Source organism: Erwinia sp. HDF1-3R, assembly GCF_039621855.1.
Lineage (GTDB): Bacteria > Pseudomonadota > Gammaproteobacteria > Enterobacterales > Enterobacteriaceae > Erwinia.
Window position 1 is genome coordinate 2244876 of record NZ_CP155071.1, and the last position, 18894, is coordinate 2263769.

The 18894-nt window shown below is 55.4% G+C and carries 17 protein-coding genes; 7 read left to right on the forward strand and 10 right to left on the reverse strand.

Annotation, left to right across the window (positions count from 1 at the left end; all coding sequences use genetic code 11):
* Positions 1–69 precede the first annotated feature (69 nt).
* The 3 genes from AAGR22_RS10335 to AAGR22_RS10345 all read right to left on the reverse strand — a co-directional run bounded on the left by AAGR22_RS10335 (position 70) and on the right by AAGR22_RS10345 (position 3109).
* A complete protein-coding gene (locus tag AAGR22_RS10335) occupies positions 70–2109 on the reverse strand; it encodes a choline transporter (protein ID WP_067710375.1) in 2040 nt (679 codons plus the stop codon).
* 508 nt (positions 2110–2617) lie between these two features.
* Positions 2618–2791 (reverse strand): hypothetical protein, encoded by a 174-nt coding sequence (locus AAGR22_RS10340; protein ID WP_345831432.1) that lies wholly within the window; start codon positions 2789–2791, stop codon positions 2618–2620.
* A gap of 63 nt (positions 2792–2854) precedes the next feature.
* Positions 2855–3109 carry a YdgH/BhsA/McbA-like domain containing protein gene (locus AAGR22_RS10345; protein WP_345831433.1) on the reverse strand — a complete coding sequence of 85 codons (255 nt, stop codon included), beginning with the start codon at positions 3107–3109 and terminating at the stop codon, positions 2855–2857.
* A 306-nt stretch (positions 3110–3415) separates the two neighbouring features.
* Here AAGR22_RS10345 and AAGR22_RS10350 point away from each other — a divergent pair, with 306 nt between their 5' ends.
* The gene (locus tag AAGR22_RS10350; protein ID WP_345831434.1) at positions 3416–4075 is read left to right on the forward strand and encodes a TetR/AcrR family transcriptional regulator; all 660 of its coding nucleotides are present in this window, start codon (positions 3416–3418) and stop codon (positions 4073–4075) included.
* A gap of 13 nt (positions 4076–4088) precedes the next feature.
* Positions 4089–4619, forward strand: a complete 531-nt coding sequence (gene msrA, locus AAGR22_RS10355) for a peptide-methionine (S)-S-oxide reductase MsrA (RefSeq protein ID WP_067710384.1) — start codon at positions 4089–4091, stop codon at positions 4617–4619.
* A 49-nt stretch (positions 4620–4668) separates the two neighbouring features.
* On the opposite strand, the gene AAGR22_RS10360 is transcribed toward msrA, so the two are convergent.
* On the reverse strand, positions 4669–5895 hold the full coding sequence (locus tag AAGR22_RS10360) for an MFS transporter (protein ID WP_345831580.1): 1227 nt from the start codon (positions 5893–5895) through the stop codon (positions 4669–4671).
* Positions 5896–6132: 237 nt separating this feature from the next.
* Here AAGR22_RS10360 and AAGR22_RS10365 point away from each other — a divergent pair, with 237 nt between their 5' ends.
* The 3 genes from AAGR22_RS10365 (at position 6133) to bioD (ending at position 9208) form a co-directional block, all read left to right on the forward strand.
* Entirely contained in the window at positions 6133–7026 is an 894-nt protein-coding gene (locus tag AAGR22_RS10365) for a LysR family transcriptional regulator (RefSeq protein WP_067710386.1), read from the forward strand.
* Between the two features lie 134 nt (positions 7027–7160).
* Positions 7161–8378 carry an ROK family transcriptional regulator gene (locus tag AAGR22_RS10370; protein ID WP_345831435.1) on the forward strand — a complete coding sequence of 406 codons (1218 nt, stop codon included), beginning with the start codon at positions 7161–7163 and terminating at the stop codon, positions 8376–8378.
* 164 nt (positions 8379–8542) lie between these two features.
* A complete protein-coding gene (gene bioD / locus AAGR22_RS10375) occupies positions 8543–9208 on the forward strand; it encodes a dethiobiotin synthase (RefSeq protein WP_067710389.1) in 666 nt (221 codons plus the stop codon).
* Between the two features lie 1519 nt (positions 9209–10727).
* Here the strand turns inward: bioD and osmV are convergent.
* The 4 genes from osmV to AAGR22_RS10395 all read right to left on the reverse strand — a co-directional run bounded on the left by osmV (position 10728) and on the right by AAGR22_RS10395 (position 14185).
* The gene (gene osmV / locus AAGR22_RS10380) at positions 10728–11864 is read right to left on the reverse strand and encodes an osmoprotectant ABC transporter ATP-binding protein OsmV (protein WP_067702169.1); all 1137 of its coding nucleotides are present in this window, start codon (positions 11862–11864) and stop codon (positions 10728–10730) included.
* Complete coding sequence (gene osmW / locus AAGR22_RS10385; protein WP_067702166.1) at positions 11864–12511, reverse strand: osmoprotectant ABC transporter permease OsmW; 648 nt, start codon at positions 12509–12511, stop codon at positions 11864–11866. Before osmW ends, osmV begins: the two co-directional genes overlap by 1 nt.
* A gap of 9 nt (positions 12512–12520) precedes the next feature.
* Positions 12521–13402 (reverse strand): glycine betaine ABC transporter substrate-binding protein, encoded by an 882-nt coding sequence (locus AAGR22_RS10390; RefSeq protein WP_345831581.1) that lies wholly within the window; start codon positions 13400–13402, stop codon positions 12521–12523.
* 66 nt (positions 13403–13468) lie between these two features.
* Positions 13469–14185 (reverse strand): ABC transporter permease, encoded by a 717-nt coding sequence (locus AAGR22_RS10395; protein ID WP_067702160.1) that lies wholly within the window; start codon positions 14183–14185, stop codon positions 13469–13471.
* A gap of 294 nt (positions 14186–14479) precedes the next feature.
* On the opposite strand from AAGR22_RS10395, the gene AAGR22_RS10400 reads away from it, so the two are divergent.
* The gene (locus tag AAGR22_RS10400) at positions 14480–15943 is read left to right on the forward strand and encodes an MDR family MFS transporter (RefSeq protein ID WP_345831436.1); all 1464 of its coding nucleotides are present in this window, start codon (positions 14480–14482) and stop codon (positions 15941–15943) included.
* 30 nt (positions 15944–15973) lie between these two features.
* Here the strand turns inward: AAGR22_RS10400 and AAGR22_RS10405 are convergent, their stop codons facing one another.
* Both AAGR22_RS10405 and AAGR22_RS10410 read right to left on the reverse strand, forming a co-directional pair.
* Positions 15974–16270 (reverse strand): DUF1161 domain-containing protein, encoded by a 297-nt coding sequence (locus tag AAGR22_RS10405; RefSeq protein WP_067702154.1) that lies wholly within the window; start codon positions 16268–16270, stop codon positions 15974–15976.
* A gap of 51 nt (positions 16271–16321) precedes the next feature.
* The gene (locus tag AAGR22_RS10410) at positions 16322–16675 is read right to left on the reverse strand and encodes a DUF1283 family protein (protein ID WP_231877568.1); all 354 of its coding nucleotides are present in this window, start codon (positions 16673–16675) and stop codon (positions 16322–16324) included.
* 135 nt (positions 16676–16810) lie between these two features.
* Here AAGR22_RS10410 and AAGR22_RS10415 point away from each other — a divergent pair, with 135 nt between their 5' ends.
* Positions 16811–17140, forward strand: a complete 330-nt coding sequence (locus AAGR22_RS10415; protein WP_197473283.1) for a YnfA family protein — start codon at positions 16811–16813, stop codon at positions 17138–17140.
* Positions 17141–18894: the final 1754 nt, after the last annotated feature.

An 18894-nucleotide genomic window follows, 5' to 3' on the forward strand; every position in this document is an offset into this window, starting at 1 on the left:
CCTTTCGGGCATCACCACAAAAAAAGGGCCAGACCTGAAGTCTGACCCTTATGATTTAACACCGGTTAATTATGCCTCGGGGAAGGGCATTGAGTTACCGGGTGCTTCGCGGTGAATATGCAGGAAGGTCAGGTGACGCTCGTACTGATCGAGAATGTCATTAATCACCTGCTCTTTGGTGTAGTCCATCAGATCGTTACCCTGCGTACCTTCCAGCAGGAAGGTCTCAAGCCGGAAATAATCTGACTTACCGCTGCGGGCGCGGTAGGTAAAGGCCGGCACCGAATAACGTTGCGGCCAGATCTGGTAAAGGAAGCTCTGCTCCTCGCCGAGATTGACCAGCATCTCAATATGGTTCAGACGCTCGTCTTCCAGCGGAGGCAACTCACTTACCTGTACCTGGGCGCCGCGGCGCTCCAGCTCAACCGCCACCTCTTCCATCGCCGGGCGACAGACGTTATCCAGCATCTTTTTCGTGTGCGTGCTGCCCGGATAGTTCATCACGCGTGAAATGCGCTGTTTCCAGTTGAGGCGATCCTCACGTGAAACCGGCACCGGTGGCGTGCTGACCGCGCTGCTGGCCCGACGGTGATCTTCCACCTTCAGAGACTTATACAGCCCGGCCATCACAAAGAAGATCACAAAGCTAAAGGGCAGGCCCATAATCACCGTGGTCTTCTGCAGGGCGCTCACGCCGTTTACCATCAGCATGCTGAGCGTCAACAGTCCAATAGCAATTGACCAGAAGATACGTATCCAGTTGGGGGCATCGTTATTGATATCGCTCAGCTGTGACGTAAAGTTACCCAGCACCAGCGAACCTGAGTCCGCCGAGGTGACATAGAACAGCAGGCCGGTGATCGTGGCGACCGAAGCACTAAAGGTAAACGCCGGATACTGCGCCAGCAGGCTGTAAAAACCGCGCTCCGGGTGCGCCAGCGTTTCCTGGGCCAGCGCCAGATTACCGTGAATAATTTCATTCAGCGCGCTGTTGCCAAAGACAGACAGCCACAGCAGGGTGAAAATAAAGGGTATGGTAAGCGTACCGACCACAAACTGACGAATGGTTCTTCCGCGTGAAATACGGGCGAGGAACAGACCCACAAACGGCGACCAGGCAACCCACCAGGCCCAGAAGAACAGCGTCCAGTTGTTCATCCATTCGGTTGGGCGATCGAAGGCGAAGCTGTTCAGCGTCATGCTCATAAAGCGGCTAATATAGTCGCCCACGTTCAGCACCAGTGCATTAAGCAGGAAGCTGGTATCGCCCATAAACAGCACAAACAGAATCAGCCCCAGCGCCAGCAGCACGTTTATCTCTGACAGGATACGTATACCCTTGTTCACGCCGGAGGTCACTGAGATGGTTGCCATAATCACCGATAGCGCAATCAGCCCGGCCTGCGCCGTTAAGCCTTCAGGGACGTCAAACAGCACCTTCAGGCCGTAGTTAAGCTGCACCACCCCAATCCCCAGCGTCGTGGCGATACCAAAAATGGTGCCCACCACGGCGGCGATATCCACGGAGTGGCCGATCGGCCCGTTAATGCGTTTACCAAAGATAGGGTAGAGCGCAGAGCGAATGGTCAGCGGCAGCCCATAGCGGTAGCTGAAGTAGCCCAGCGCGATGCCCATCAGGGCGTACATTGCCCAGCCGGTCAGGCCGTAGTGGAACAGCGTCCAGACCATCGCCTGTCGCGCGGCTTCCATCGTCTGGCCCTGGCCTTCCGGCGGCATCATATATTGCGTGACGGGTTCGGCGACGGAGAAAAACATCAGGTCGATACCGATCCCCGCAGCGAACAGCATCGCGGCCCAGCTCATCAGGCTAAATTCTGGTTTTGACTGTTCCGGCCCCAGCTTGATTGAGCCGAATCGTGAGGCGGCGATCGCTACCACAAATACGATATATACCGTTGCGGCCAGCAGGTAATACCAGCCGAAAGTGGCGGAAACCCACGCCAGCGTTTTATTAATCCAGCGGTCGGCAAAATCGGTAAAAAGAATGGTGGTCACTGAGAAAAGCAGGATCAGGGCGGCGGAAGTATAAAAAACCACCGGGTTAATGCGGTCCTGCTGTGGCTTTTTAGGTAATTCTGTCGTCGGCATATCGTCTCCGAAAATTGCACAAGGAGTATCCCGATCTTCGCAAAGCGTCCCTTAGCGCATACTGGGAAAAAGGCCGTATATCCGCTAATTACACTGGGGAAGGTATCAGGTGTAATTTTCTTGATGATAATGAGTAAGTTAATTCATATTTCTACTTTCCCTGGCGAGTGAAGTTTCATTTATAATCCACTATCATAGGTTTTATTGATTGAGCATTCAATTAAAAATAATTTCACACTCGTTTACCGCTAAATACCATCATGAGTGTTGGGGTTTTATTAGCGGACAGAACAGTATAGAAGACAAATAGAAGACCAGTGAAATTTATAATGGGAAGGGTAATTATTATCTGGGCGCTGGCGGTATTTTATTCGTATGCGACGGACAACGGCTAAAATAATGCCGCCATAACGTCTCCGTATGGCGGCTGGCAGAAAAACAATCACGATTTAAGGATGGCGGTGCCACACAGGCTGCTGTGGCCAGAGATCAAAATGATGCATAAAGATCATGTGCCCGCCAGTACCGGCTTCTCCGAGAGCTGCACCCCTAATGGCGTCAGGCTGGTGCTACCGGTCGAGACGACGCCCGTATCCTGCTGACCGGTGGGAGTGCTTTCAACCAGATGAGCCGCGACTCCGTTAAAGGAGGCTAAGCCCAGCACAAGCGCAGCTGCTGTCATAATCTTTTTCATCATCAAGCCTCATCGGTTCTGTGTGGTGAATCACAGGCAACGACGTGATAGTTACTGGTAAATAACGGCCGTGGCATGCATACGGTTATTGCCGGTGGTTGACGTGATGCGGAATGCCGATGCACCTGCGGCGTCCGCTTTAGCCGACAGCCGTGATTCCAGCGTTGAGAGATTACTCCCCGAGGCGGATACCACCCCAATGGCCTGCTGATTGCTGGGCTGTGACCCCACAATGTCAGCGGCAAAACTGCCGAAGGAAACAGTTGCCAGTAGCAGGGCGGCCAGGGTAATTATGCGGTTTTTCATGGTTTGTTCTCGCGTATGTTTAATGTTATTGAGGGTGTTGAACGCTATTAGTTAACGATCAATAACTAAATGCTAGGCTCGTTAAAGGCCTCCGTCAATGCTATTTTATTATCGTTCGTTAATAAATTCGATAAGCGTTTGATTAGATTGTTTTTAAACTGACCATTTTTTTATTTCTCAGCGCCGTGTTCTTGAGGGAGGAGGTCGTCAGGCGGCGACAGAACGCGGCACTCGACAGCGAGGGGGAATGTTTTTATAATGATCGGTAATTTATTTCATGCTGCCGCTAACGCTAAGAGAGGAGCTATGACCGAACGGGAAACCTGCGTGCCGAAAAGTCGGGGAAGACCCAAGACCTTTGATCGTCAGGCAGCACTGGATAAAGCCCTGGATCTGTTCTGGCGTCATGGGTATGAAGCGACCTCTCTGTCTGACCTGGTCGAAGCAACGGGCGCCAAGGCCCCCACGCTTTATGCGGAATTTACCAATAAAGAGGGTTTATTCCGCGCCGTGGTCGATCGCTATATTGAAATCTATGGTGTTCAGCGTCAGGACGCGCTTTCCTGCCCGGAAAGCAGCGTCGCGCAGGGGATTGAGCGCTATTTCCGCTCAACGGCCGCCTGCTTTACCGACGGTAAAAATCCCGCCGGCTGTTTTTTTATTTGCACCTCAACGGCGCTCTCCGCTGACTCCGCTGCCGTAGCGGATATGCTGCGCTCACGGCATAAAAATCTGGAAAATCAGCTAAAAGCCTTTCTGCTCTCGCGCCAGGCCAGCGGTGAACTGGACGCGCAGACCGATATTTCCGCGCTGACAACCTTTCTGGGATGCATCTTACAGGGCATGTCGGTTCAGGCGCGTGAAGGGGCCACTCGCCACCAACTGGATAGTATTATTGCTACGCTTATGCTGCAATGGCCCGTACTGAGCCGAACAGGCTGTGATAAAGCCATTGTCGAAAACTAAATAAGGAGTTTTGATGACAACTGAATATGCAATCATCGCCGGAGGCTGTTTCTGGTGCACCGAGGCCGTGTTTAAGCAGATTAACGGCGTTGTTTCAGTCGAAAGCGGCTATATTGGCGGCCACGTTGCTAATCCGACCTATCGCCAGGTGTGCAACGGTGATACCGGTCATGCAGAAGCCATCCGCCTTGGGTTCGATCCGGAAAAAATCAGCTATGGCGATCTGCTGGACATCAGCTTTGCCACGCACGATCCAACCCAGCTTAATCGCCAGGGTAACGATATCGGCCCGCAGTATCGTTCGGCTATTTTCCCGTTGAATGAGGCGCAGGCCATCGAAGCTAAAGCCGCAATTGCGCGTGCGCAGCTGGATAACAGCGACCCGATTGTGACGACGATTGAAGCGGCGACGGAGTGGTATCCGGCTGAAGATTATCACCAGAACTACTGGGCTGGCGAAGGTCAGGAGAATCGCTACTGCATGGCAGTGATCCCTCCAAAACTGCAGAAGCTGAAGAAGCGCTTCGCCGATCGTACCCTGTAATTCGTTGTAACCGGGCAGCAGGCACGTGGCCTGCTGCCTGCTTTTATTTCTAAACAGCCTGACTTCTTAAACGCATACCTACCGCCAGCGCGACGGTGAGTAACAGAATAATAAACCCTGCAATGCCATTCCAGCCGAAGTTATGCCAGAAAACCCCTCCCAGCGTGCCTGCCAGACTCGAACCCAGATAGTAGCTAAAGAGATAAAGCGAAGATGCCTGGCCTTTAGCCCGCCTTGCTCGTGGGCCGATCCAGCCGCTGGCCACCGAATGGGCAGCAAAAAAGCCTGCGGCAAAGATCATCATACCGAGGCAAATCAGCCACACGTTGCTGAACAGGGTGATCGCCGCACCAGATACCATCATTGAGGTTGAAAAAAGCAGCACGCTGGCGCGGCCATATTTGGCGGTCATTGCGCCCGCCTTAGGCGAGCTCCACGTCCCGGTCAGATAGACCACCGACAGCAGACCGACAATGGCCTGACTGAGCGAATAGGGCGGTGCCAGCAGACGGTAGCCAATATAGTTAAACAGGGTGACAAAAGCCCCCATCAGCAGGAAACCCTCGGCGAAAAGCAGCGGTAAGCCGCTGTCGCGCCAGTGGAGCCGAAAGTTAATAAACAGACTGCGTGGCCTGAGGGAGGCGGGTCGGAAATGGCGCGAAGGCGGCAGAATTTTCCAGAACATCAGCGCCGAACCGAGCGCGAAACAGCCAATCACCGCCAGCGCGACCCGCCATGAGCTGAAATCGGTGATCACCCCACTCAGCAGACGACCACTCATCCCACCAATCGAGTTACCGCTGATATACAGGCCCATTGAGAACGCCACGACGCTGGGGTGGATCTCCTCACTCAGATAGGTCATTCCTACGGCAGCGACGCCACTCAGCGCCAAACCGGTCAGCGCCCGCATAATTAGAATGCCGTGCCAGCTACTCATGGTGGCCGAAATCAGGGTAAAGATCGCCGCCAGCAGCAGGGCGGTGACCATCACCGACTTACGGCCAATGGCGTCAGAGAGCGGACCGGTGATCAGCAATCCAAGTGCCAGAAGGGCAGTGGAAATGGAGAGCGAGATACTGCTGGCGGCGGGAGAAATGGCAAACTCCTGCGAAAGCACCGGCAGTATTGGCTGTACGCAGTAAAGCAGGGCGAACGTCGCCAGACCGGCAGAGAAAAGCGCCAGCGTAACGCGCATAAACTGTGGCGTGCCGCGTTTAATATAGAGATTAACGCCCCGGGTCGCAGCCGGTGCATCATCACCACCTGCCTTTATTTTTGCGGCATGAGGAGGGTAACCGGTGCTGTCAACCGGTTGGGGGGCCTCGGATGCGTCGTTATCGGGCCGGGTATTAACCGCAGCAGGGCAATCGTCGCTGCCCAGACCGGCGGTGTGAGATAAATGATTCACTGCTATTCCCTGATTTTTGAATGAAGGTTCACGGCTTTTACTTTATTGAGCTATTAATATGATGTCTAATATATTAATAATCTTAAATGATACATATAACCTATGAATATTGAGCTGCGACACCTGCGCTATTTTATTGCCGTCGCTGAAGAGCTGCATTTTGGCCGTGCCGCGCAGCGGCTAAACATTTCTCAACCGCCTCTGAGCCAGCAGATCCAGATTCTGGAACAGCAGATGGGTGCCCGTCTGCTTGCGCGCACTAATCGCAGCGTGCAGCTGACGGCGGCAGGCGCTCAGTTTCTGATTGATGCCCGCCAGATTATAGAGAGTGTTACGCAGGCGGCAGATAAAGCCCAGCGGCTGCATAACGGACATGAAGGAATACTGCGTATTGGCTTTACCTCTTCAGCGCCTTTTGTTACCGCGGTTTCCGAGGCGCTATTCGCCTTTCGTCAGCGCTTCCCGCAGGTACATATTCAGATGCAGGAGATCAATACGCGCCAGCAGATCGACCCGCTGCTAAAGGGGCGTCTTGATCTGGGCGTAATGCGCAATACGCCGCTGCCCGACAGATTGCAACATCAGCTTATGCTGCGCGAACCCCTCTGTGCAGTCGTGCATCGTGCCCACCGGCTGGCGAACCAGCCGCGTATATCGATAACCCAGCTGGCGAAGGAACCCTTTGTTTTTTTTGACCCGCAGGTCGGCACCGGATTGTATTCCGAAATTCTCAGGCTGCTGGCGCAATATGGCATCGTGCCTGATATTGCCCAGGAAGTGGGGGAGGCCATGACGATCCTCGGCCTGGTGGCTACCGGTCTGGGCGTATCGCTTCTTCCTGCCTCGTTTCGACGTGTACAGCTGGAGGATATTTGTTGGATACCGCTCCATGAAGAGGATGCCTGGACCGAAATGTGGCTGGTATGGTCGGCTAAACGGGAGCTGAGCGCGCCGATTGAACAGATGAAAGCACTGCTTTTACAGCATGAAAACTGATATTTGGCCTGCTGTACGGCACCTTTATGTGCAGCCAGTCACAATTCCAGCCAAATATTTGACGCCAACATTTAAGTGTTTCACCATGCCCCTAAGGTTTATTTTGAGGCGCGAAAATAAGTGTGAGCGGGAGCATGATAATGGAGGGTCAGCCTGGTCATATCGATCGGATTAAACAGATTAACGCCGGGGCGGTGTACCGCCTTATTGACCGTTTTGGCCCTATATCGCGTATCGATCTCTCCCGCGAGGCCCGCCTTGCGCCTGCCAGTATCACAAAAATTGTGCGCGAAATGCTTGAAGCCCATCTGGTGCAGGAAACCGAGTTTGAAGAGGCCGGCAGCCGGGGGCGGCCCGCAATCGGTCTGATCCTTGACACCGTTGCCTGGCATCACCTCGCAGTCCGGATTGGCAAGGGGGAGATGACGCTGGCCCTGCGCGATCTCAGCAGCAGGCTGGTGGTGGAAGAGCAGCGTCCACTGCCCGCCGAGGCGGATAAACCGCTACTGACTCGAATTATTGCCGAAATAGACGCCTTTTTTATCCGCCATCAGCATCGGCTTGAAAGGCTGACCGCCATCGCGATAACCCTGCCGGGGATTCTGAATGTGAAGCAGGGCATTGTGCATCGAATGCCTTTTTATTCGATTAACGATATGCCGCTTGGCCCGGCCTTAGAGCAACGCACCGGCCTGCCGGTCTATATTCAGCATGATATCTGTGCCTGGACGCTGGCGGAGGCGTTGTTTGGTGCGTCTCGTCATACGAAGGACGTTATTCAGGTGGTTATCGATCACAATGTCGGAGCCGGGGTGATTACCGGCGGGCAGATGCTGCATGGAGGCAGCAGCACGCTGGTTGAGATAGGGCATACTCAGGTCGATCCTTATGGGCAACAGTGCTACTGCGGCAACCATGGCTGTCTGGAAACGGTGGCCAGCACCACGGCCATGCTCGAGCTGGCCGCCCAGCGGATGCGCACCACACCGCACTCCACTTTGCATCAGCAGCCTCTGACCCTCGATTCCCTGTGCGATGCGGCGCTGGCCGGTGATGCGCTCGCCCGGGACGTTATTATTGATGTGGGTCACAGCGTGGGGCGCATTCTGGCCATCATGGTTAATCTGTTCAATCCGCAAAAAATCCTGATTGGCTCACCGCTTAATCGCGCCATGGAAATTCTCCATCCGGCGATCGCAGACTGCATTCGGCGCCAGTCTTTACCCGATTACAGCGACAGGATCAGCGTGGAGCCCACGCATTTTCACAATACCGGTACGATGCCCGGCGCCGCGCTGGTCAAGGATGCTCTCTATAACGGTACGCTGCTGGTAAAACTGTTGCAGGGCTAATGATTACCCCCCGCCGTTTAAGACCGGATTTAACGTATTGATTACGCGTAATGACAAAATATTGCGCTAACGCAAGCCTTGCTGTTTTACCCTGCCTTAATATGCCCGCACGAAATGTTAATAATTATTTGTCATTTGGTCGGTAACGACCTGCGGAGCTGAACATGTTGAAGCGTTTATTTGTTACGGGTACGGATACAGAAGTCGGTAAAACAGTGGTCAGCCGTGCTCTTCTGCAAAAACTGGCGGAAGGGAATAAACGTACCGTCGGCTATAAGCCCGTGGCGAAGGGAAGCCAGCAAACGGCAGAGGGTGTACGTAATAAAGATGCGCTGATCCTGCAGGTCTCTTCCTCCGTTCAACTACCCTACGCGGTGATTAACCCTATAACGCTGCTGGAGGACGAGATCAGTACCAGCCGCGATGCATCAATTGATTATCCTAAGCTGAGTCAGGGGCTGTCGGCGCTGGCCGGGCAGGTGGATCACGTTGTGGTAGAGGGAACCGGCGGCTGGCTCAGCCTGATGAACGATCTGCGACCGCTTTCTGCGTGGGCGGTAACGGAGAAGCTGCCGGTGGTTATGGTGGTGGGCATCAAGCTGGGCTGCATCAGTCACGCATTGCTGACGGCGCAGGCGATCGCTAACGACGGGCTGCCGCTGCTGGGTTGGGTGGCAAACCGCATTAACCCTGGGCTGGCGCATTACGCGGAGATTATTGCGGTGCTGGAGGAGAAAATCCCCGCTCCGCTGCTGGGCGAGCTTCCCTATCTCCCCCGGGCGGAGGGAAGAGATCTGGCGAAATATATCGATTTAAGCCCGCTGCGGTGACAGGGTTGTGATGTTTGCAGGAAGGTCAAAACCCGCCCGGTGACAGGGCTATGTTGCGGGTCAGAACGCCGGGGCGCCGTAAACCCCTCCCTGGGGGCTTCACTGCCGCATCCCTGCGGCAGAGACCCGGCTAATCTGCTCCGTAACACCGCCTTCTGGCTGCGGAGTGGGCTGCGGGTTCTCTGGCAGTGGCTAAGGTCAAAACCTGATCCGATTACGACAGCCTTACCTGCCGAAAATTTTGTAGGCCGGGGCCGGACATGAAGAGGTTTTTAACAGCGACAACGGTCCCCGCAAGGCTTTGCACCGCATCACCGCAATGACAGCGAACGTCACAGATGCCAGCCTGATCAAAACCCGCCCGGTGACAGGGCTATGTTGCGGGTCAGAACGCCGGGGCGCCGTAAACCCCTCCCTGGGGGCTTCACTGCCGCATCCCTGCGGCAGAGACCCGGCTAATCTGCTCCGCAACACCGCCTTCTGGCTGCGGAGTGGGCTGCGGGTTCTCTGGCAGTGGCTAAGGTCAAAACCTGATCCGATCATGACAGCCTTATCTGTCGAAAATGTTGTAAGCCGGGGCCGGACATGAAGAGGTTTTTAACAGCGACGACGTAGCCCGAGGCCAGGCGTGTCCGCGTGACAACGGCCCCCGCAGGGCTTTGCACCGTATCAACGCAATGACAGCAAACGTTACAAATGCCAGCCAGGTCAAACCCGCTCTGGTGATGGGGCTATGTTGCTTGCAGGCAGATCAACCCCCCCCGGTGACAGGGCTATATTGCGGGTCAGAACGCCGGGACGCCGTAAACCCCTCCCTGGGGGCTTCACTGCCGCATCCCTGCGGCAGAGACCCGGCTTATCTGCTCCGCAACACCGCCTTCTGGCTGCGGCGTGGTCTGTTAATATTCTGGCGCAGACCGGGGTCAGAATCTGATTCAGTGGCATGCCTTTGATATGGGCCTGAAGGTCAAAACCACTCCCGACCGGGGTAATGTTATCTGTCGACAGCTATTATGTAGTCTGGGACTGGACGTGAAGAGGTTTTTAGCAGCGACAACGTAGCCTGAGGCCAGGCGGGGACCGTTGGCTGAGCGGACCGTCGAGCGCAGGGATGCGCGAGCCGAGCCCACACGGACGTGCTTGCGGCGTGTCCGCGTGACAAGGGTCCCCGCAGGGCTTTGCACCTTATCACCGCAATGACAGCAAACGTTACAAATGCCAGCCAGGTCAAAACCCGCTCCGGTGACAGGGCTATGTTGCTTGCAGGCAGGTCAAAACCGGCTCCGGTGACAGGGCTATGTTGCGGGTCAGAACGCCGGGGCGCCGTAAACCCGTCCGTGGAGGCTTTGCACCGCGTCAACGCAATGACAGCAAACGTCACCGATGCCAGTCTGGACATGGAGAAGCTGGGACAACGTAGCCTGAGGACAGGCGGGGACCGCTGGGGTAGGTGATTCTTCCCTGGGCCAGCATCCCTGCTGGCACCACAGAACGTACGCCGGGGCAGCACCCGGCGCGGTTACGCCTGGTTCAACGCGCGGCGGGTGCGGCCTGAACTGAGATAGTCGGCGATATAATCCTGGGAAATCTCACCGCTATAGCGTCCCTCTTCATCAACGATCGGCATCCACACCAGGTTATGCTCGTAAAGTTTGGAAAGCACCACGCGCAGATTCTCCTCGGCGCGGCCGGTGACGGTGAATTTGTTCAGCTTTTCAATGCACTCACCGCTGGCACCGCGCGCTTCACGACGCTTAACAAAGCCCAACGGTTTGCCGTCATCATCAACCACGGTAATTGAACGCAGATCGTTATCATCCATCATGCCGAAGGCTTCCGCCAGCGGCGTGGTTTTCTTCGCTGTTATCGTTGGCTGCTGATCGGTAACGTCTCCCGCCTGCACCAGTAACAACCGCTTGAGGGTACGGTCCTGACCGACAAAGGAGCCGACAAATTCGTTCGCCGGTTTCGCCAGCAGCTCGTCGGGGCTGGCGCACTGCACAATTTTGCCCTGGCCAAACACCGCAATGCGATCGCCCAGCTTTAGCGCTTCATCAATATCATGGCTGACCAGCATCACCGTCTTGCGAAGCTGACGCTGCATATCCAAAAACTCGTTCTGAATAGACTCTCGGTTAATCGGGTCAACGGCTCCGAAAGGCTCATCCATCAGCAACACCGGTGGATCGGCTGCCAGCGCACGGATCACCCCGATACGCTGCTGCTGCCCGCCGGATAACTCACGAGGGTAGCGATGCAGGAAGGTTTTCGGATCCAGCGCGACCATGCTCATCAGTTCGCAGGCACGTTCACGACAGCGCTTCTTATCCCAGCCCAGCATACGCGGCACCACGGTAATATTTTCTTCGATGGTCATATTCGGGAACAGGCCAATCTGCTGAATAACGTAGCCAATATTACGACGCAGCGTGACGGTATCCAGCCCGCTGGTGTCCTCTCCGTTAATTAAAATTTTTCCGCTGGTGGAGGAAATCAGGCGATTAATCATCTTCAGCGTGGTGCTTTTGCCACAGCCGGAAGGACCGAGCAAAACGCACATCTCACCTTCCGGCACGTTGAGGCTGACATTATCAACCGCGTTAAAGGTGGTGCCTTTCTGGGTAAAGGTTTTGGTCAGATTTTCCAGTTTTATCATTATCGTATCCCTCTGGGTGTCAGGGCCAGCTGCAGACGGTGCAGCAGCCAGTCGAGAATAATGGCCAGCAGGCAGATCATCAGCGCACCGGTAATCAGCATACGGAGATCGCTGCCGCTGATGCCGTTAAGCAGCAACAGGCCCAGTCCACCCGCGCCGATTACCGCAGCAATCGCCATAACGCCAACGTTCATTACTACGGCAGTGCGGATGCCGCCGAAGATCACCGGCAGGGCCATTGGGATTTCCACCCAACGCAGACGCTGCCAGAAGGTCATGCCGATGCCGATGCCCGCCTCGCGCAGGCCGCCGGGAAGGTTTTCCAGCGCCGTATGGGTATTGCGAACAATGGGCAGCAGCGAATAGAGAAAAACCGCCGTGATGGCAGGTACGACACCGATGCCCTGACCAATCATGGAGAACAGCGGGATCATCAGGCCGAACAGGGCAATCGAGGGAATGGTCAGCACCAGGGTAGCAATGCCCAGCACCGGCGTGGCCAGCCATTTGTAGCGCACAATCAGCACGCCCAGCGGCACGCCAATGATGATAGCCAGTCCAACCGCCAGCACCACCAGCCACAAATGTTGTAGCGTCAGTCCGGCAATATATGACCAGTTATCAATAATATAATGAATCGTGTCCATTCGGGATCCTTAGATCAGGCCTTTAGATTTCAGGAAATCATTAGCCACCTGTTGGGGAGACTGGTGATCGATATCTACACGCTTATTCATTTCGGTAATCGTCTCGTCGGTAATCTGCGCCGACAGCGTATTCAGCGCATCAGCCAGGCCCGGATGAGCCTCCAGCGCCTGTCGCGTGACGACCGGCGTAATGGCATAGCTCGGGAAGAAGCCCTTATCATCCTTGAGGATCTTAAGATCGAACGCCTTTACGCGCCCGTCGGTGGTATACACCAGGCCCACATTGACAAATCCGTCGCGGATAGCGTTGTAAATCAGGCCCGGATCCATCTGGCGGATCTGTGGACGGTCCAGCGGCATCGAATAGGCTTTTTGCAAGGGTTTCAGCCCGTCTGAACGGCCGGCAAACTCAAGATCCAGCCCCAGAAGCCAGTTGTTATCGGGATCGTGCTGACGGACATCTTCAATTTTTGCCGCCAGCTGCGACATAGTATCGATATGGTCACGATCGGCACGCTTGCGGTCCATGGCGAAGGCGTAGGTGTCATTCATCGGAGAAGGATTGAGCCAGATCAGATCCAGTTTCGCATCCAGCCGCCTGACCGTTTCCCATGCCTCATGCGCCGACATCGGTTGAGTAATATGATTAAAAATAATCAGCGAGGTGCCGGTATATTCCCACATCATATCAATCTGTTTATTGATCATCGCATTACGACTAATTGCGGTCGCGATATTGGTTTTAGGCTCGACCTGAAACCCTTTTTTACGCAGGTAGATCGTGGTGAGTGCGGAAAGAATATGCATCTCGGTAAAGCTTTTGGTCGCCATCACAATCGGCTTTGCAGCCCAGCAGGAGACGGAGGCGGTTAATGCCAGCGTAGCACTCATTGCCAGCGCGGTGTTGCGGACCCAGCGGGTCAAACAGGCCTTAGCCATTTGGTTTTCCTTTTATTCTTAAACCGCGGCGTGCGGGCTCAGCAGGCGGCCTAGCCCGGCCAGCAGCATATCGAGGATCAGCGCAAACAGTGCCGTTGCGGCAGCGCCGAGGATAAGCGACGGGAAGTCATTCAGGTAAATACCGGGGAAAATCAGCTCACCATAGCTGCTGGCACCGATAAGAAATGCCAGCGGGGCGGTGCCGACGTTGATTGCCGTCGCCACGCGGATACCTGAAAGCATAACCGGTAGCGCGTTTGGCAGCTCAACCTGGTACAACCGCTGCCATTTAGTCATGCCAATTCCTTTTGCCGCTTCGGTCAGCGCCGGAGGAACGGAGGTCAGGCCGGAATAGGTGTTGCGAACAATGGGCAGCAGAGAGGCCAGAAACAGCGCCACTACCGCAGGCCGATCGCCAATCCCCACCACAATCATCGCCAGTGCCAGTACGGCAAGGGGCGGCAGGGTATTACCCACGTTAAAAATCTGCATCACATACTCTGCCCAGCCACGGGCAAAGGGGCGGCTGAGTAAAACTCCGCTGGGAATACCGACCAGTAATGCTAACAGCATCGACCAGAAAACCAGCAGCATATGCTGTTGGCCAAGATAAATCAGATCGACCCGTCTTGACCGAATAGTATCCAGACCCAGCCCGTAAACCAGCAGGCCGACGATCACGGCAATAAAGAGCACGGCAAGTAAGGCACGCCGGGCCAGCGTTGCATTTTGCATAAATTCCACTCTCCCTGATTATAATTAGTGGGTTACCGCGGTGGTAAAACCTTCACCGAGCGCCCATAGCGCGTTAAACCTATAGCAGCATGTACGCAAATGGCAAATTTTATGCATAAAATCATAAGGTTGGTTTTTAAGCAGATTGAGCGTTAATCCTTATAGGGTAGTGTGTTAGCGTCAATAAAAAATTTTCATCGACTAAAGGTTACAGTGTCACATAGCACCTTAAGCACAATTAACACCATACGTGACCCAATTCAGGCCAGACTATAAGAAAATAAGGAAGGGTCTATGACAGAATTAGCAAAACATCCGGTGACTCATCGCCACTGGATCCTGATCGCCGCGATGCTTGCCATGTTTATGGCAGCCATTGAAGTCACCATTGTGGCAACAGCGATGCCGACCATCGTGGCGGAGCTGGGAGGATTCTCGCAGTTCAGCTGGGTTTTCTCGATTTACCTGCTCACTCAGGCCGTTAGCGTCCCCCTTTATGGCAGGCTGGCCGACCTGTGGGGGCGAAAACGCGTATTTTTTATCGGCACCGGCCTGTTTCTCTGCGGCTCGATACTTTGCGGCTTTGCGCCCCAGATGGGCTGGCTGATACTTTTTCGTGCCGTTCAGGGGCTGGGTGCGGGGGCCATTATGCCGCTAACCGCAACCATCATTGCTGATGTGTATGAGCCTGAGGAGCGCGCATCCATACAGGGCTGGCTCTCCAGCGTTTGGGGCGTAGCCGCGATCGTCGGTCCGCTCACCGGGGCGTGGATCGTTCAGCACTTTAGCTGGGCGCTGATTTTTTGGGTAAACGTACCGATAGGCATCGTTTCAATGCTGATGCTGGCCCGCTGGTTTCCTGAATCGCGCAGCGAAGGTGGTCAAAAGCTTAACCTTGTCGGTAGCGCATGGCTGATGCTCACGGTGACCGCGTTGCTCGCCGGACTGCTACAGGCAGAAAACCTTGGCTACTGGGTTAGCCTGTTCTTTGCCGTTGCCTTGTTAGCCGGTTGGGCGTTGGTGAGCCACGAACGCCGTTCATCGGAACCGCTTTTTCCACTGGCAGTCTGGCAGAATCGAACCATACTGGCCGGGAATGCAGGAAACCTGATTATCGGCGCGGCGATGATGGGCATCAGCGCCTTCCTGCCTACCTGGATTCAGGGTGTTAACGGAGGCACTGCGCTACAGGCGGGCAGTGCGCTGGCAATGATGTCAATTGGCTGGCCGCTTTCCAGTACCCTGAGTGGATGGTTGATGCTCCGCACTTCCTACCGTTTCACTGCCCAGCTGGGTTCACTACTGCTGATTGTGGGGACAGGTCTCCTGCTGACGCTGGACAGTAGCAGCTCGGTGATCTCTGCTGGCGTGGCGGCTTTTGTGATTGGAACAGGGATGGGAATGTGTAGCACGACCTTTCTGATTGCGGTGCAGAACAGCGCAGAATTCCACATTCGCGGCATCTGCACGGCATCTATTATGTTCAGCCGCATGCTGGGTTCGGCGCTGGGTACGGCGGTGATGGGAGCCGTATTGAACTACAACCTGATGGTCAGACTGCCTGCACACAGCGATCCGGTACAGCAGATAATGTCTTACTCACAGCGACAGGGGATGAGTAAGGGGAGTCTGAGTCAGATGATCGCAGAAATTTCAGCTTCATTACACTGGGTTTTTGCCGTATCGGTGCTGATTGCTTTTTGCAGTCTGCTGGTTGCGCGGAAAATACCGGCACAGAAGCCCCGGAAGGCGCGGTAATAAAAGGGCCGCTCAGGGCGGCCCAATCATTTATGAGGAAGGTGCATCCTGAGACGTGCCGGTGCTGGCAGGTTCAGCGGTATCGCTCTCGGTACCATTACGCTTATAAACTATTTTCTGGCTGTCATTTTCGCAATGGCCCACCACCTGGCCACCGGCCTGGTCCGCCTGATCGTTAGGGACGATCTCCAGGCTGAATCCGGAAGCAGGAACACCGTTACTGATAATCTTCTGGTTAATATCTGCTTTTACCGTTTCACATGATGCCTGGGCTGCCAGTGGGGCAGCAACCACCAGAGCGGTTAATATCCACTTAAAACCTTTCATCTTCTCATCCTTATGTTATGAAACAGTAATGACTATAGCAGCTGTTGCCGATCAGGGCGTAACCGGACGTCCGGTACGGCGGTCAAGGCAGCGCAGCGTACTGTTTTCCCAGTAGGCATTTACGTTAAGGCTTTCATTACAGGCGTCGCGGGTATCAAAGGCACGGTCAGTTTTGTCGAACTCTTTTTCGACGCGCGTATCAACTTTATTACGCAACCGACGCGTGTTGTCCCACTGCTCCTTATCCTGGCGCGCCTGCTCGTTGCTCAGTGCGTTGTTGCCATCCTGAATGATCAGGCGGTTAGTGTCTGCCTGCGCGGCGTGCTGAACGCTGAACAGACTACCTAATAGCACCAGTGGCAGGGCTAATTTGCCCAGTTGTGTATGCCAGCGTGTCATTTTCATTTTCATCTCAGGTTCCTTTTAGTAAAGCACGTAGCCGGTAGAGGGGCTGCGAGTAGCGCTTTATATAGTATATCATCCGCATACAAACGCTCACCAGCGGGTACGTCTGTCGTTTAGTATTCAGAGAGATTCAGCATGCTGTTTAAGACTACGATTTTGTTTTTCATTACTGCGCTGGCAGAGATAACCGGCTGTTTTCTCCCCTGGCTGTGGCTGCGTAAAGGCGGTTCAGCCTGGCTGCTGCTGCCCGCCGCACTAAGTCTTGCGCTGTTCGTCTGGCTGCTTACGCTGCACCCCGCCGCCAGCGGGCGGGTTTATGCCGCCTACGGCGGCGTTTACGTCGTGACAGCACTGCTGTGGCTCCGTTTTGTCGACGGTGTGAAATTAAGTCCCTATGACTGGCTGGGCGCGACCGTGGCGTTTTGCGGCATGATGATTATCGTCGCGGGATGGGGAAGGGCTTAGTGTTGCGGTGACGGGGTGCAAAGCCCTGCGGGGACCCTTGTCACGCGGACACGCCGCAGGCACGTCCGTGTGGGCTCGGCTCGCGCATCCCTGCGCTCGACGGTCCGCTAAGCCAACGATCCCCGCCTGGCCTCTGGCTCCGTAGTCGCTGCTAAAAACCTCTTCATGTCCGGCCCCGGCTTACAACATTTTCGACAGATAATGCTGTCATGATCGGATCAGGTTTTAACCTTAGCCACTGCCAGAGAACCCACAGCCCACGCCGCAGCCAGAGGGCGGTGTTGCGGAGCAGATAAGCCGGGTCTCTGCCGCATGGATGCGGCAGTGAAGCCCCCAGGGATGGGTTTACGGCGCCCTGGCGTTCTGACCCGCAACATAGCCCTGTCACCGGAGCGGGTTTTGACCTGGCTGGCATTTGTAACGTTTGCTGTCATTGCGATGATACGGTGGAAAGCCCTGCGGGGACCCTTGTCACGCGGACACGCCGCAGGCACGTCCGTGTGGGCTCGGCTCGCGCATCCCTGCGCTCGACGGTCCGCTAAGCCAACGGTCCCCGCCTGGCCTCGGGCTACGTCGTCGCTGCTAAAAACCTCTCCCTATTGCGCCTGGCATTTGTGATGTTTGCTGTCGTTGCGGTGATACAGTAGAAAGCCCTGCGGGGACCCTTGTCACGCGGACACGCCGCAGGCACGTCCGTGTGGGCTCGGCTCGCGCATCCCTGCGCTCGACGGTCCGCTCAGCCAACGGTCCCCGCCTGGCCTCTGGCTCTGTAGTCGCTGCTAAAAACCTCTCCCTATTGCGCCTGGCATTTGTGATGTTTGCTGTCGTTGCGGTGATACAGTGCAAAGCCCTGCGGGGACCGTTGTCACGCGGACACGCCGCAGGCACGTCCGTGTGGGCTCGGCTCGTGCATCCCTGCGCTCGACGGTCCGCTCAGCCAACGGTCCCCGCCTGGCCGCTGGCTACGTAGTCGCTGCTAAAAACCTCTTCATGTCCGGCCCCGGCTTACAACATTTTCGACAGATAATGCTGTCATGATCGGATCAGGTTTTAACCTTAGCCACTGCCAGAGAACCCACAGCCCACGCCGCAGCCAGAGGGCGGTGTTGCGGAGCAGATAAGCCGGGTCTCTGCCGCAGGGATGCGGCAGTGAAGCCCCCAGGGATGGGTTTACGGCGTCCCGGCGTTCTGACCCGCAACATAGCCGTGTCACCGGACGGGTTTTGACCTGCCTGCAAGCAACATAGCCCCATCACCGGAGCGGGTTTTGACCTGGCTGGCATTTGTAACGTTTGCTGTCATTGCGGTGATGCGGTGCAAAGCCCTGCGGGGGCCGTTGTCACGCGGACACGCCGCAAGCACATCCGTGTGGGCTCGGCTCGCGCATCCCTGCGCTCGACGGTCCGCTAAGCCAACGGTCCCCGCCTGGCCTCAGGCTACGTCGTCGCTGTTAAAAACCTCTTCATGGCCAGCTCCAGGCTACATAGCTGTCGACAGGTAATTTCTTGCCTGGCATAAGTGGTTTCGAGCTTCAGAACCTTAGCAATAAAGGCATGCCAATGAAGCAAATTCTGAGATTACTAAGTGAGGATACTTACAGCCCACGCCGCAGCCAGAAGGCGGTGTTGCGGAGCAGATAAGCCGGGTCTCTGCCGCAGGGATGCGGCAGTGAAGCCCCCAGGGATGGGTTTACGGCGCCCCGGCGTTCTGACCCGCAACATAGCCTGATCACCGGAGCAGGTTTTGACCTTAAG